The following is a 12,212-nucleotide window of genomic DNA, read 5'->3' on the forward strand; positions in this document are numbered from 1 at the left end:
GCCGCGGGAGGACCCGGGCGCAGGTTGCTGTCAGAGCCCCTGCCACGCCGGTTTGTGGTCGAAGGTGTGCCGGTAGTAGTCGGCGAGCTTCAGTGACGACGCGGCGGCCTCGTCCACCACGATGGAGGCATGGGGGTGCAACTGCAGGACAGAGGCAGGGCAGATCGCGGCAAGGGGCCCCTCCACAAGGTCGTGGACGGCCTGCGCCTTCTGGGCGCCGGTGGCAATCAGGATCGCGTGCCGCGACTCGAGGATGGTGCCCAGCCCCTGGGTCACCACATGGTGCGGAACCTCTTCAAGGCTGTCGAAAAAGCGGGCGTTGTCGCGCCGGGTCTGCTCGATGAGCGACTTGATCCGGGTGCGGGATGCCAGCGATGATCCCGGCTCGTTGAAGCCGATGTGCCCGTCGGTTCCCAGGCCCAGGAGCTGCAGGTCGATGCCGCCGCGCTCCCTGATCCGGTCCTCGTAGGCCCGGCAGGCTGCCGGGATGTCCGCAGCGCTTCCGTCCGGTCCGAGGACGTTCCCGGGGTCGATGTTGACCCGGTTCGCGAAATCGCGGCGGATCACCTCCCGGTAGGACTCGGGGTGTCCGGGCTCCAGCCCGACGTACTCATCCAGGGTGAAGGCGCAGGCGCGGCTGAAGTCCAGGCCGGCCTGTTCGTGGCGCCGGGCAAGTTCCTCGTAGACCGGCAGCGGCGATGATCCCGTGGCCAGCCCCAGCACGGCGTCGGGCTTGCTCCGCAGCAGGCTTTCCACCGCGTCCGCCACGAGGGAGGCAATCTGCTTGCCGCCCGGAAGTATGACGACTTCCATTTCCGGCCTTTCTCTCAGCTGTCCTGCTAGTCAACCACGGCGGGTCCCCGCCCGGCAGGGGCACTCAGCGGTTGGGGGTCTTCACCGGTTAACAGCGACCTGGGCCAGGAGCTCGGGGCCGCGGGCATCAAGCCAGCGCCCGCCCACCCGGACCCCCACAATGAACAAAGCCGCGCCCAGGACGGGGCCAAGCGCCAGGTTGACCCAGCCGAACAGCGGATCACCCGTAAGTACCTGAGCCAGGACCAGGCCGGCCTCCGGGAGGACCAGCACCAGGAGGACACCCATCCCGCCAAACTGGACGGCGAGGGTCTGCCCCACGTTGCCCGGGGGCTTCTTGAACGGGCTGTCACCGGGAAGAGGTACGGCAATCGTGTAGCGGGCGGATACCACGGACGACAGGCCCAGCCCGGTCAGTAGCACTCCCACGGATATCCCCAAGATGGAGGGCCACCACGTCCAGTCCCCTGTGATGAAGAACGGCACAATGGCGAGAACCAGCACGGCGGGCAGCGCAAACGCCAGGCAGGCCAGCGCGCGCCCCAGCCGGTCATGGACGCCCCGCACGCCTGCGGCCAGGTGCAGGGCAAACGCGGTGTTGTCGTACGAGACATCCCCCGAGATGGACCACGCCAGCAGGAACGCGGTAAGCGGCCCGGTGACCATCAGGACGCCATAGTCGTTGGTTTGGCTGCCTTGGAAGGCCAGGACAACCGGCAACAGCGGAATGACCACCAGCGAACCTGAGTACCGGGGATCGCGGAACCAGTAGGTGAGGGCCCGTGCCGTGATGGCACCGGCCGGCGTGCCGGGCAGGAGCGCGAAGAGCCCCAGCCGCCCGCCCTTCCGGCGGCTGCTTCCGGCATAGGGCGGCGTGACCAGCGCGCGTTCGAGCAGCAGCTTCCAGCACCAGGAAAGCCCGGCGAGCGTGGCCACGGCGATGAGCAGCTTGAGTCCTGCCGGGCCAGTCTGGCCCCTTTCGAGGTCGCCGCCCAGTGACCAGGCGGCCCCCAGCGGCGTCCAGGAGATCCTGCCGGCCAGCTCGGACAGGAAGGCTCCTGATCCCCCCATCCCCTGGAAGATGCCGGCGGTGATGGGGCCGAGGAGGACCAGTGGAACCATGAAGGCAATCCCGCTGACGTCCTTGAAACGCCGTGAGGCAGCCAGGCTTGCAGTGGCCGTTGTGACGACGCGGGAGAACACCACACAGGTGAGCACGCCCAGGATGGCGCCCACCAGCGCGCCCACGGCTGGCAGCACACCGCGCGACCAGGTGACCACGGTTCCCAAAGCGACGAGCAAAGTGGCCAGCCCCGGGAGCCCGATGAGGCCGCCGAGTGCGAGGCCGGCCAGCAGCTGCGGCAAGGGCACGGCCGACGTCGTGAACCGGGCCGGGTCCAGAGTCATGTCCACGGCCGAGGCAATGACGGGCACAATCCCCCAGCCCAGCAGAGCGGCCGAGCCGCCGAGCACCACAAAGGTCTGGGCCAGGCCCGGATCCTCCTGGCGGAGGAGGACCAGCAGCACCACGCACATGCCCACGATGCCCAGCGCATACAGTCCGCCAAAGGCCAGCCCCACCAGCTGCCACGGGCTGCGCTTCAGGCCGTTTCGCAGCAGCGTGAGCTTCAGCCTCAGAAGGTGCGCAACCATTCGAGCCCCTCCGTCTGGCTCCTGCCGCCCACAAGCTGCACGAACCTCTCCTCCAGGCTCGCGCCGGCCCGCACCTGGTCCACCGTTCCGGCAGCCAGGATCCGGCCGCCGGCAATCACGGCGACGTGGTCGCACATCCGCTGCACGAGGTCCATCACGTGGCTGGACACGATCACGGTACCGCCCGTGGCCACGTACCTCTCCAGGATGTCCCTGATGTTGGCGGCGGAGACGGGATCCACGGATTCGAAGGGCTCATCCAGCACGAGGACCTTCGGAGCATGGATCAGCGCGGAGGCCAGCGCGATCTTCTTGGTCATGCCGGCGGAGTAATCCACCACGAGGGTGCCCGCGTCCTGGCTGAGGTCCAAAGCAGCGAGCAACTCCCCCACACGGGCAGCCACCACGGCCCTGTCCATGCCCCGGAGCAGCCCGGCGTAGGTGACCAGCTGCTCACCGCTGAGCCGGTCAAAGAGCCGCACTCCGTCGGGCAGGATGCCCATCAGCTTTTTGGCTTCCAGCGGCTGCGCCCACACATCCACCCCGTGGACCACCGCCGTTCCGAAGTCGGGGCGGAGCAGGCCCGTGGCCATGGACAGGGTGGTGGTCTTGCCGGCACCGTTGGGCCCGACAATGCCGAAGAATGAACCGGCGGGAACGTCGAGGCTGATGCCGTCCACAGCGATCTTGGTGCCGAAGCGCTTGGCAAGCCCCCTGATCGAGAGGGCTGTTAAGGGAGTGCTCATGCACTTACCCTAGTCTTGGCCTCTCGCCGGGGGGATCCTCCGGAAGGAGTAGAAAACGTACTGACGCGGTACGCCGAAAAGCTGTCAGAACGTGCGGCGCGGCACGGCCCGTTCGTACTGCGGCGCCCAGCGCAGCTCGTGGCCGAGTTCAAAGGCGGCCCGCAGCCACCAGTGCGGATCCCGCAGTGCCGCCCGGGCGATAAAGACGCCGTCGGCCTGTCCGGTGGCCACCACATGTTCGGCCTGCCCGGGGGACGTTAGCAGCCCCACAGTGCCGGTGGCGACTCCTGTTTCGCGGCGGATCCGGGCTGCGAACTCCGTCTGGTAGCCCGGCCCGGGCTGGATCTGCTGGTGCGCCACGGCCCCGCCGCTGGACACGTCCACCAGGTCCACTCCCCGTTCGGCGGCCTGCGCGGCCAGGCTGACCGAGTCCTCAACGCTGATGCCGCCCTCTGCCCAGTCGGTTGCCGAGATGCGAAGCAGCAGCGGCATGGACTCCGGGATGACATTGCGGACAGCGTCGATGACGGCCAGGGTCAGCCGGTTGCGTCCCTCCGCATCGCCTCCCCAGGCGTCCGTGCGGTCGTTGATCAGCGGGCTCTGGAACTGGTGCAAGAGGTAGCCGTGGGCCCCGTGCAGCTCGATGGTGTCAAAGCCGATGCCGACGGCGCGGCTTGCAGCGGCGGCGAAATCCGCGATGACGCGCCCGATGTCATCCTCGGTCATGGCCGCGGGCGGCGCGTAGCCGTCGAACGTCTGGGTGCCCGGTCCCACTGTCTCCCAGCCGCCCTCGGACGCCGGGACCGATCCGCTCCGGCCCGAAAACGGCCAGTAGGTGGACGCCTTCCGTCCCGCATGGGCCAGCTGGGCACCGATCTTGGCGTCGGCGACGCCGTGGCGGTGCACGAAGCGGACGATCCGCTCCCAGCCCTCCGCCTGCTCGTCCTTGTACAGCCCCGCGTCGCGCGGGCTGATGCGCCCTTCGGCGTTGACAGCCGCAGCCTCGGTCAGGATGAGGGCCGCTCCCCCGGCGGCGAACGATCCGAGGTGCATGAGGTGCCAGTCGTTGGGCACTCCGGGGGCCTCGTCAGGTTCGCAGCTGTACTGGCACATCGGCGAAACCCAACCGCGGTGCTGCAGTTCCAGGGAACGCAGCGTCAGGGGCTGGAACAGCGCGGGCACCGCCACTAAAACAGCACCCGTGCCAGGGCCTGGCGGGCCTTGCCCACGCGTTCATCGGTGGTTCCGACAACTTCGAACAGCTCGAGCAGGCGCACGCGGGCGGACTCGCGTTCCGGGCCGAAGTTCCTGCCGATATACGCGACGACGCGGTTCAGGGCATCCTCCACATGGCCGCCTGCGAGATCAAGGTCGGCAATGCCCAGCTGGGCGGTGAGGTTGTCCGGTTCATCCGCGGCCAGCTGGCGCAGTGCCTCGCCCTCAGGTCCGGAAAGGCTCTGCAGGCGTTCCATGAGTTCCACCTGCGCCAGGCCAGCCTTGGCCTCGGCGTCCGCCGGCATCTCGACGAGCGCCTGCCGGTAGGCAGCGGCCGCAGCAGCGTAGTCACCCTCTTCAATGGCGTCGAAGGCCTTCTGGTGAAGCGGCGGCAGAGGGGCCGGGGCAGATTCTTCCGATGTGCCCGCGCCGCCTCCGACGTTGCCGGTCACTCCGTTGGCGGCCGCAACCGTGAGCAGTTCGTCCAGCAGCGGGCGGATCTGCTCCTCGTCGGCGCCACCCTGGAAGAGCGGAACCGGCTGGCCCTTGAGCACGGCGACGGCGGTGGGAACGGCCTGCACCTGGAACGCCTGGGCCAGTTGCGGGAATGCTTCGATGTCCGCGGCGGCGAGGACCAGCCGGCCGCCGTAACTCTGGATGATCCGGTCAAGCGCATCCAGCACGCTGGTGGACTCGGGCGAATAGGCGGCCCAGAGGGCAAATACCACGGGCACCTGGGCGGACAGCTCCACAAGGCTCTGGAAGTTCGCCTCGGTGACGTCCACCCGGAGCGCGGGTCCGGCGTCGGCCTGCTGGGAATCAGCGGCGCCGGTCTTGCCTGGAGGCGCCGGCGGCGCCGGGCGCTGCTTGAGGGAGGAGAGGTCGACGGCGCCGCGAAGGTTAAGCTGGCTCGCGGCCGAAGGGACAGGGCGGGAAGCTGGCGAACTCATAGCTCCCACTCTAGCCACAAGAGCGGCCGCGGTAAGCACCGCGGCCGCTCGAGTGACGGCAGGTTTACGACAACGCCGTTCCTTACTTGAAGCTGGCGCCAACCAGTCCGCGCGTGGCGGCCACGAGCTTCATCGGATCCTTCGAGGTGGCCGGCGGCACATAGACGGCTACGGATTCGGCGAATTTCAGCACCATCCCGGTAGTGGTCTCCTTGCCGCCAGCGAGAACGGCCGCATCGTTGCCGATGGACAGCTTGTCGCCCTCCGCCTTGGGGGTGCCGTCGAAGTTGAAGGTCAGGCGGCCAAGGACCAGCGCCCCGCCGTCCTCCGTCCGGAACACGACAGTGCTCTCCGGAATGACCTTGTGCGTGAACGCGAACTTGCCGTCGACGCCATCCTTCACGATGTCAGCCTGGTAGGACAGCGTGTCCGCGATGTACGGGGATGATTCCCCTTCAACCAGCTTGCTCTTGAATGTGGAGTTGGACTTGGTCAGCCGGTCAGCCAGGCCGGCGAGCGCTTCCTGCCCGCTGTAGAGCAGGCCGGACTTGTCGTCCGCGGCAAGCGACTCGGTGCCCCCGCGCACGATCGCGGGGAAGGTGGTGCCGGGCTGCAGCGGCGACGTGCCCACAAGCTTGTAGTTTTCCCGCGGCGAGTTCTGCACGAGCGTCAGCAGCTGAGGCACGACGTTGCCTTCGCCCTGCGTAACGGCCATGACAGAGCGCGGCCATTCGCGCTTGTCCGTCACCACCGTGGTCAGGAGCTTCGTGGAACGCACAGGCATGCGCGCGTCATAGGAGGCCACACGCGACCTGATCTTGTAGTTCTGGGTCCGGACCTCAAGTTCCGTTCCGGCAACGCGGGCGGTCAGCTTCTTGGCGTCCTTGGCGGCGTCGCCCGAGTCGGTGGCGCTGGCCACCTGCTCCAGGATGCGGCGGAACTGGGCGTCCAGGACCACCGGCGTGCCCGTCGCTGCAGGGGGTGCGGATGCGCTGTTCGTCGGGGCCGCGGACGTGCTGGCCTGGGCGGCAGCTGCGCCGCCGGCGAGGACAGCGGCGGTGGTGGCCGCGACCACCACGCTGAGCCGCGCGGAGGAGGACCGTTCACCAGCCTTGGCCGCCGCCTTGGCGCGGGCGCGCCGGGCAAACGGGCTGCCCTGCTTATCGGTGGCCTTGCTGGCGGACCCGCCGTCAGCCGACCCGCCGTCGCGGGAAGCCCCGCCCTTGGGCTTGAGGACCAGCAGTACCCCACCCGCGATAATGAGGAGTCCGCCGAGGACCATGAGCGGCACGGCCCAGGGCATGGAGGTGTCATTGGGGAACGTCATGGAAATGGACGACGGCGCGGGCTTCTTTCCGTCTGCTGCGAGCAGCAGGGACCAATCGCCGTCGGCCGGGGCGGACCACGTGTAGTCCAGCTCGCCGCTGGCGTTCTCGGTGCTGACCCAAAGGTCGGAGCCGGCAGGCGACGGCGCGCTGGCTTCACCGTCGGTGTGCTTAACCTGCAGCGACTTCTTGTCCTCGGAAAGTCCGGTGACCGTGTTGTGGGCGGTTTTGCCCACCCAGGCGTCGACGTCATCCGGGCGTCCGGCCGCGAGCAGGAAGCTGCCCTCACCCTTGACCTTGATGGTGACCGTTCCGCCCTCGAGGGTGCGGAGCTTCTGGTCGATAACGGTCAGGGGCGCGGCTTCGCCGGCGGAAGCCGTTGCCGTTACCGTCTCGGCAGGAGCCCAGAAGGTCTTCTGCCCGATGCCGGCCAGCAGTGTCAGGAGGCCGAGCAGCACAAGTGCAACTGCAGTCTTGAAACGCAAAGGAATACCTATCATCAGCGGGGGTTTACCTCCAATAGTAACCGTTTTGTTACCAATAGGCCGGATCGGGGGCCGCGGAGCCCCGGCTGCCGACCAAGCGAAGCGCTGCCCGCCCGGCTATTCACAAGGCTGCTGATAGTGTTTGCGATGATCATCACATCCGGCCCGCAGCCGCGGCGCCACGCACGGTAAAGGCATCAGAAAGCAGTGACTGAACACACGGATCCGTCCATGCGCGGCCCCGAAGATCTGCCCGACGCCGACTCCCCCCAGAGCCTGCCGGCACCACAGGACACTGCTGCACACCACGCGGCAGAGTCCAGCACCGCGCCACAGCCCGCCCCGCACCAGAAGCCCGTCAAGACGAAGGGCCGTCCGGCAGCCCTCGGTGCCGTGCTGAGGCGTCTGCGCCAGCCGATCCCCGGCGCCCAGCCGCGGCTCCGCTTTGAATTCCCGCCCGAGCATCCCGACAACCTTCAGGCAGAAGATGCCGGCGAACCCGGGGACACCGAGCGTTTCGGTTCCCCCGGGCCACGCATCTCGACCCAGCACCCGCTGTACCTGGGATTCATGGGCACCGTGGGCGTCGGCCTGGCCCTCCTGGTCTACTGGATCGGTTCCCACACCACCCAGCTCCTGCTCTGGATCGTGGCCGCCCTGTTCATCGCCCTCGGCCTGGACCCGGTGGTGCGCTGGTTGGAGGGCAGGAAGATCCCCCGGCCCGCCGGCATCCTCGTGTCGGTATCCGTGCTGATGCTCGCCGTCGTCGGCTTCTTCGCCACCCTCATCCCCACGATCGTGGAGCAGGTCACCGAGCTCGTGAAGCAGGCTCCAGTGTGGGTGCGCGACTTCATTAACTCGGATTTCTTCCGGACCGTGGACAACCAGTTCGGCGTTCGCGACCGCATCACGGAGGAACTGGACAAGTTCGTCAAGAACCCGGAGGCCATGAGCGGCATCTTCGGCGGCGTCGTCGGCTTCGGTTCGACGGTGGCCAATGGCCTCTTCGGCACCCTGATCGTGCTGGTGCTCAGCCTGTACTTCCTCGCCGCCCTGCCCGCAATGAAGAAATGGGGCTACCGGCTGGCACCGCGGTCCCGGCGGGGACGGGTCGAGGCGCTGTCCGAGGAGATCAGCCGCTCCGTGGGCAACTACGTCATCGGCCAGGCGGTGGTCGCCCTCCTGAATGCCACCTTTGCCTTCATCGTCATGTCCATCATCGGCGTGCCGTTCGCCGTGCTGCTGACGTTCGTGGTGGCGCTGCTGGCCTTCATCCCCCTGGTGGGCGGGCTCATCGCCGGCGTGGTGGTCATCCTGATCACGCTGACGCTGGGCTGGCAGTCCGCCCTGGCCTACGCCATCTGCTACTTCGCCTACCTGCAGTTCGAGGCGTACTTCATCTCGCCGCGCATCATGCAGAAAGCAGTGGCGGTGCCCGGCGCCGTTGCTGTCATCTCGGTGATCGCGGGCGGCAGCCTGCTAGGCGTCCTGGGGGCACTCATTGCCATCCCGACGGCGGCCGCCACCCTGCTGCTCATCAAGGAGATCTACATCGTGCGCCAGGACAAGCACTAGGCACACCCAAGCACTAGACGGCGGCGGCCACCGGCCCTTCCCATTCCTGCGGCAGGCCCTCGACTCCCGCGCCGTCGCGGGTGACGTCGTCCACGATCTCATTCAGCACCCGGGCGGCCTGCTTCTCCCCCACCCAAAGGTGCTTGGCGCCGTCGACCCCCACCACCCTGGCCTGCGGCACAAGGCCGAACCGGGCCTCTGCAGCGGCGGGCCGGAGGTAGTCGTCGTGCTCGGGCACCAGGACGGTCAGCGGCTTGCCGGCGGCCGCCCAGAGCAGCAGGTGCTCGTCGGTGGCGCGGTGCAGCGGCGGGGACAGCAGCACTGCGCCCTCCACCTGGGAGGCCACCGGTTCCACGGCGCCGTACATGAGGGCGAGCTCGGTGCCGAAGGACCAGCCCACCAGCCAGCGGTTCGGCAGCCCCCGCTCGACGGCGAAGCGCACCGCCGCCTCCACGTCGTACCGCTCGCCGATGCCCTCTTCAAAGGTTCCGTCGCTGGTTCCGCGCGGCGAGGACGTGCCCCGGGTGTTGAAGCGCAGTACGGCCACTCCGGCCAGCGCCGGCAGCCGGTAGGAGGCCTTGCGGTACACGTGGGAATCCATGAAACCGCCATGTGTGGGCAGCGGATGGAGGGTGATCAGCGTGGCAGTGACCGGACCCGATTCCGGCAGGGCCAGTTCGCCCACAAGAGTGTGGCCGTCCTCGGTGTGGATTTCGATGTTTTCGCGCCGGGCGGGAAGCACCGTGGAGGCGCGGATCGCGGTGGCTGCTGATGGCTGGCTGAAAACGTACGACGCCGGGTCAAAAGTCATGCGCACCAGCTTATCTTCCGGCCGGCTTGCTCCCCACACCGGTCCACCGGGCGTTAGCGGTACCGGAAGTTACGGGACGTCCAGCAGTTGGTGTGCCAGTGGCGCCGCTCGGCCAGCCCCGCGGCAGCTCCGAACAGGTGGTCGTCCGCCCAGACCACAAGGTGTGCGATCCCGGGCTGCACAGCGGTGGAGCAGCCCGGACAGATGTACGTCTTCTCGGCGTTGCGCGCCGTCATGGTGCGCACCATCCAGTCGCCGTCCGGCGCGCTTTCCCTGCGGGCGATTCCCGCGCGGGCTCTCTCCAGGTCAAGTTCCGGGGCGGGGCCTGCGCCGTGCTTTCCTCCGCCCGGCGTGTTTCCGCCGGCACCGCGACCGACTCTGGGGCGGCGGGGACGGTTGGAGCGGGGCATGCCTCCATTCTGCCTTAGCGGATCCCCATGCCCTGCGCTGCATGACACCGCGCTACTGCACGCCGCGGTTTCGTCCCTGCCTCGCGGCCACGGCAGAAGGCCCTGCAGGGCAGGCCCTGCAGGGAAGACACTGCAGAGAAGGTATGGTGTAGGGCGTGCGTCTCGTCATAGCCCGTTGCTCCGTTGATTATGTTGGCCGGCTCAAAGCCCATCTCCCCCTCGCCACCCGGCTCCTGCTGGTGAAGGCCGACGGTTCGGTCCTGGTGCACTCCGACGGCGGCTCCTACAAGCCGCTGAACTGGATGAGCCCGCCCGCCGTTCTCCGCGTCACCTCCCCGGAGGACGCCGAAGTCGAAGTTGGCGTCGTCGAGCAGTGGACGGTGCAGTCGGCCAAGACGGACGACCGGCTCATCATCAACATCCATGAACAGCTCCACGACAGCTCCCACGAACTGGGACAGGACCCCGGCCTGATCAAGGACGGTGTCGAGGCCGACCTGCAGCGGCTCCTCGCCGACCAGATCGAAACCCTCGGGGAGGGGTTCTCCCTGATCAGGCGGGAGTACTTCACCGCCATCGGACCAGTGGACATCCTTGCCCGGGATGCCGGCGGCGCCACGGTGGCCATTGAGCTGAAGCGCCGCGGGGACATCGACGGTGTGGAGCAGCTGACCCGGTACCTTGAACTGCTCAACCGGGATCCCCTGCTGGCACCGGTACGCGGTATCTTCGCCGCCCAGCAAATCAAGCCGCAAGCCAGGGTGCTTGCCACGGACCGTGGCATTGACTGCGTGACCCTGGATTACGATGCGATGCGGGGCGTGGACGACGTCGAGTCCCGGCTTTTCTGACCGTACTTTTAAGCTGCGGGGCCGTAACGGATGGGTGATCAGGCGTTCACTGCGTATTTGCCCAAAATTTGGCGTAATTCGCGTTTTGACCGTTGACCAGACGGTTTGCCCATGAAATTCTTATACCAGTCTTTGTGTAGGTGGTTTTCATGCTCGCAAGACATGTTGCGAGCGCGAAGCTCCTGCAACGCAATTCCGGTCATCGGGGGTGCAGGCCAGGATTCTTCTCGCGGAGTAACCAAGACCAGTACGAGGTGTGCTGGCCTTAAAAAGTTCCATACTGAGGAGAAATAAATGGCACAGGGAACCGTCAAGTGGTTCAACGCTGAAAAGGGCTTCGGCTTCATCACCCCGGACGACTCCGATGGCGATGTCTTCGTTCACTACTCCGAGATCCAGACCGGTGGCTTCAAGACCCTCGACGAGAACCAGCGCGTTCAGTTCGAAATCGGCCAGGGTGCCAAGGGCCCCCAGGCCACGGGCGTAACCGTCGTCTAATTTGTCGCAAAATAAATGATCCTCGGCATTCGTGCCGGGGATCATTTTTTGTGTCACTAATATTTTCAAACCATGAAACATTCACGGCGCCGCCTTGTGCGGTTCAGGCCGGTGCGGTTCAGACCGGTGCGGTTCAGGCCGGTGGCGGCAGCCTCAGCGCCAGGTCCCCACGCCGATGACCGGGCCGGCTTCAAGCCACGAGGACAAACCCGTGTAGGCGTCGAACTTCATGGCCAGGAAGACATCCTCCCCTTCGTACCGAAGCTCCACGATCACCACATCGGGCTGCACCTTGACCAGTTCCGCCTCCGTGGGCTGGCGCCGGCCCAGCAGCTCAAGGGAACTCCGTTTGAAACGGTGGCCGGGCCGAACGCTCAGGGACAGCAGCTTGAACCACTCAAGCTCATTGTCCTGATAACGACAAACCCCCATCCGCCAGCTCTTTCCAGCCGTACGAATGGAGGCGTCCACCGTGCCCAGGGCGCGCCGCAGGTTGAAGCGGCGCACCCCAAACAGGCACAGCGTAAAAATCAGCACCGCAAACACGGTTGCTATGGCGATGAACGGAAAGGAAGTAACGTCCATCAGGGTTGTGCTATCGGATCCCCGCAGTGGCCGCGTCACCCAGTTGGGCGTTGTCAGCAACAATTACCACCCGGTCGTTGTCGACGGAGAAGAACCCGCCGTCAACATCCACGGCAATGCGGTCGCCGGAAACCGGCTCGATTGCCAACTGGCCCTCGGCCAAAATCGCCAGCACGGGCGAGTGGCCGGGCAGGATTCCGATTTCACCATCGCTGGTGCGGGCCTTGACCATCTTGGCCGCCCCGGACCACACGAAGTGATCCGCTGCGACAATCTCAACCTCAAGCTCAGCCAT

The 12,212-nt window shown here is 66.9% G+C and carries 13 protein-coding genes; 3 read left to right on the plus strand and 10 right to left on the minus strand.

The genetic code is table 11. The features are described from left to right. Positions 1-30 precede the first annotated feature (30 nt). From nagB to ACTHQX_RS00675, 6 genes are all read right to left on the minus strand, one after another. Entirely contained in the window at positions 31-813 is a 783-nt protein-coding gene (gene nagB, locus ACTHQX_RS00650; protein ID WP_440155158.1) for a glucosamine-6-phosphate deaminase, read from the minus strand. A gap of 81 nt (positions 814-894) precedes the next feature. After that, the gene (locus ACTHQX_RS00655) at positions 895-2,466 is read right to left on the minus strand and encodes a transporter (protein WP_440155160.1); all 1,572 of its coding nucleotides are present in this window, start codon (positions 2,464-2,466) and stop codon (positions 895-897) included. Beyond that, a complete protein-coding gene (locus ACTHQX_RS00660) occupies positions 2,448-3,212 on the minus strand; it encodes an ABC transporter ATP-binding protein (RefSeq protein ID WP_190602120.1) in 765 nt (254 codons plus the stop codon). The genes ACTHQX_RS00655 and ACTHQX_RS00660 overlap by 19 nt, the downstream gene beginning before the upstream one ends. 84 nt (positions 3,213-3,296) lie before the next feature. After that, positions 3,297-4,394, minus strand: a complete 1,098-nt coding sequence (locus ACTHQX_RS00665) for an NADH:flavin oxidoreductase/NADH oxidase (RefSeq protein ID WP_440155482.1) — start codon at positions 4,392-4,394, stop codon at positions 3,297-3,299. A 5-nt stretch (positions 4,395-4,399) separates the two neighbouring features. Beyond that, a complete protein-coding gene (locus ACTHQX_RS00670) occupies positions 4,400-5,377 on the minus strand; it encodes a co-chaperone YbbN (RefSeq protein ID WP_440155162.1) in 978 nt (325 codons plus the stop codon). 82 nt (positions 5,378-5,459) lie between these two features. Continuing rightward, the gene (locus ACTHQX_RS00675) at positions 5,460-7,202 is read right to left on the minus strand and encodes a hypothetical protein (RefSeq protein WP_440155163.1); all 1,743 of its coding nucleotides are present in this window, start codon (positions 7,200-7,202) and stop codon (positions 5,460-5,462) included. A gap of 192 nt (positions 7,203-7,394) precedes the next feature. Between ACTHQX_RS00675 and ACTHQX_RS00680 the strand changes: the two genes are divergently transcribed. After that, positions 7,395-8,762, plus strand: coding sequence for an AI-2E family transporter (locus ACTHQX_RS00680; protein WP_440155165.1), 1,368 nt, complete (start codon positions 7,395-7,397; stop codon positions 8,760-8,762). A gap of 13 nt (positions 8,763-8,775) precedes the next feature. On the opposite strand, the gene ACTHQX_RS00685 is transcribed toward ACTHQX_RS00680, so the two are convergent. Beyond that, complete coding sequence (locus ACTHQX_RS00685; RefSeq protein ID WP_440155167.1) at positions 8,776-9,573, minus strand: alpha/beta hydrolase; 798 nt, start codon at positions 9,571-9,573, stop codon at positions 8,776-8,778. A gap of 53 nt (positions 9,574-9,626) precedes the next feature. Then, complete coding sequence (locus tag ACTHQX_RS00690) at positions 9,627-9,983, minus strand: ATP/GTP-binding protein (protein WP_440155168.1); 357 nt, start codon at positions 9,981-9,983, stop codon at positions 9,627-9,629. A 155-nt stretch (positions 9,984-10,138) separates the two neighbouring features. Between ACTHQX_RS00690 and nucS the strand changes: the two genes are divergently transcribed. Further along, on the plus strand, positions 10,139-10,834 hold the full coding sequence (gene nucS, locus ACTHQX_RS00695; protein WP_236803957.1) for an endonuclease NucS: 696 nt from the start codon (positions 10,139-10,141) through the stop codon (positions 10,832-10,834). A 294-nt stretch (positions 10,835-11,128) separates the two neighbouring features. Then, positions 11,129-11,332, plus strand: coding sequence for a cold-shock protein (locus ACTHQX_RS00700; RefSeq protein ID WP_003804766.1), 204 nt, complete (start codon positions 11,129-11,131; stop codon positions 11,330-11,332). 153 nt (positions 11,333-11,485) lie between these two features. Here ACTHQX_RS00700 and ACTHQX_RS00705 read toward each other — a convergent pair whose 3' ends face one another. Both ACTHQX_RS00705 and ACTHQX_RS00710 read right to left on the minus strand, forming a co-directional pair. Then, positions 11,486-11,917 (minus strand): DUF2550 domain-containing protein, encoded by a 432-nt coding sequence (locus ACTHQX_RS00705; protein WP_440155169.1) that lies wholly within the window; start codon positions 11,915-11,917, stop codon positions 11,486-11,488. Between the two features lie 10 nt (positions 11,918-11,927). Beyond that, positions 11,928-12,212, minus strand: coding sequence for a F0F1 ATP synthase subunit epsilon (locus ACTHQX_RS00710; protein ID WP_111905897.1), 285 nt, complete (start codon positions 12,210-12,212; stop codon positions 11,928-11,930).

It is taken from the genome of Arthrobacter sp. SAFR-023 (assembly GCF_051965295.1).
GTDB lineage: Bacteria > Actinomycetota > Actinomycetes > Actinomycetales > Micrococcaceae > Arthrobacter.

Excerpts from the sequence above, each read along its gene's own strand:
- ACTHQX_RS00690 (WP_440155168.1), bottom strand. The coding sequence starts at position 9,983 with ATGCCCCGCTCCAACCGTCCCCGCCGCCCCAGAGTCGGTCGCGGTGCC.
- ACTHQX_RS00700 (WP_003804766.1), top strand. The coding sequence starts at position 11,129 with ATGGCACAGGGAACCGTCAAGTGGTTCAACGCTGAAAAGGGCTTCGGC.
- ACTHQX_RS00670 (WP_440155162.1), bottom strand. The coding sequence starts at position 5,377 with ATGAGTTCGCCAGCTTCCCGCCCTGTCCCTTCGGCCGCGAGCCAGCTT.
- ACTHQX_RS00675 (WP_440155163.1), bottom strand. The coding sequence starts at position 7,202 with ATGATAGGTATTCCTTTGCGTTTCAAGACTGCAGTTGCACTTGTGCTG.
- ACTHQX_RS00710 (WP_111905897.1), bottom strand. The coding sequence starts at position 12,212 with ATGGCTGAGCTTGAGGTTGAGATTGTCGCAGCGGATCACTTCGTGTGG.
- ACTHQX_RS00655 (WP_440155160.1), bottom strand. The coding sequence starts at position 2,466 with ATGGTTGCGCACCTTCTGAGGCTGAAGCTCACGCTGCTGCGAAACGGC.
- nagB (WP_440155158.1), bottom strand. The coding sequence starts at position 813 with ATGGAAGTCGTCATACTTCCGGGCGGCAAGCAGATTGCCTCCCTCGTG.
- ACTHQX_RS00685 (WP_440155167.1), bottom strand. The coding sequence starts at position 9,573 with ATGACTTTTGACCCGGCGTCGTACGTTTTCAGCCAGCCATCAGCAGCC.
- ACTHQX_RS00660 (WP_190602120.1), bottom strand. The coding sequence starts at position 3,212 with ATGAGCACTCCCTTAACAGCCCTCTCGATCAGGGGGCTTGCCAAGCGC.
- ACTHQX_RS00705 (WP_440155169.1), bottom strand. The coding sequence starts at position 11,917 with ATGGACGTTACTTCCTTTCCGTTCATCGCCATAGCAACCGTGTTTGCG.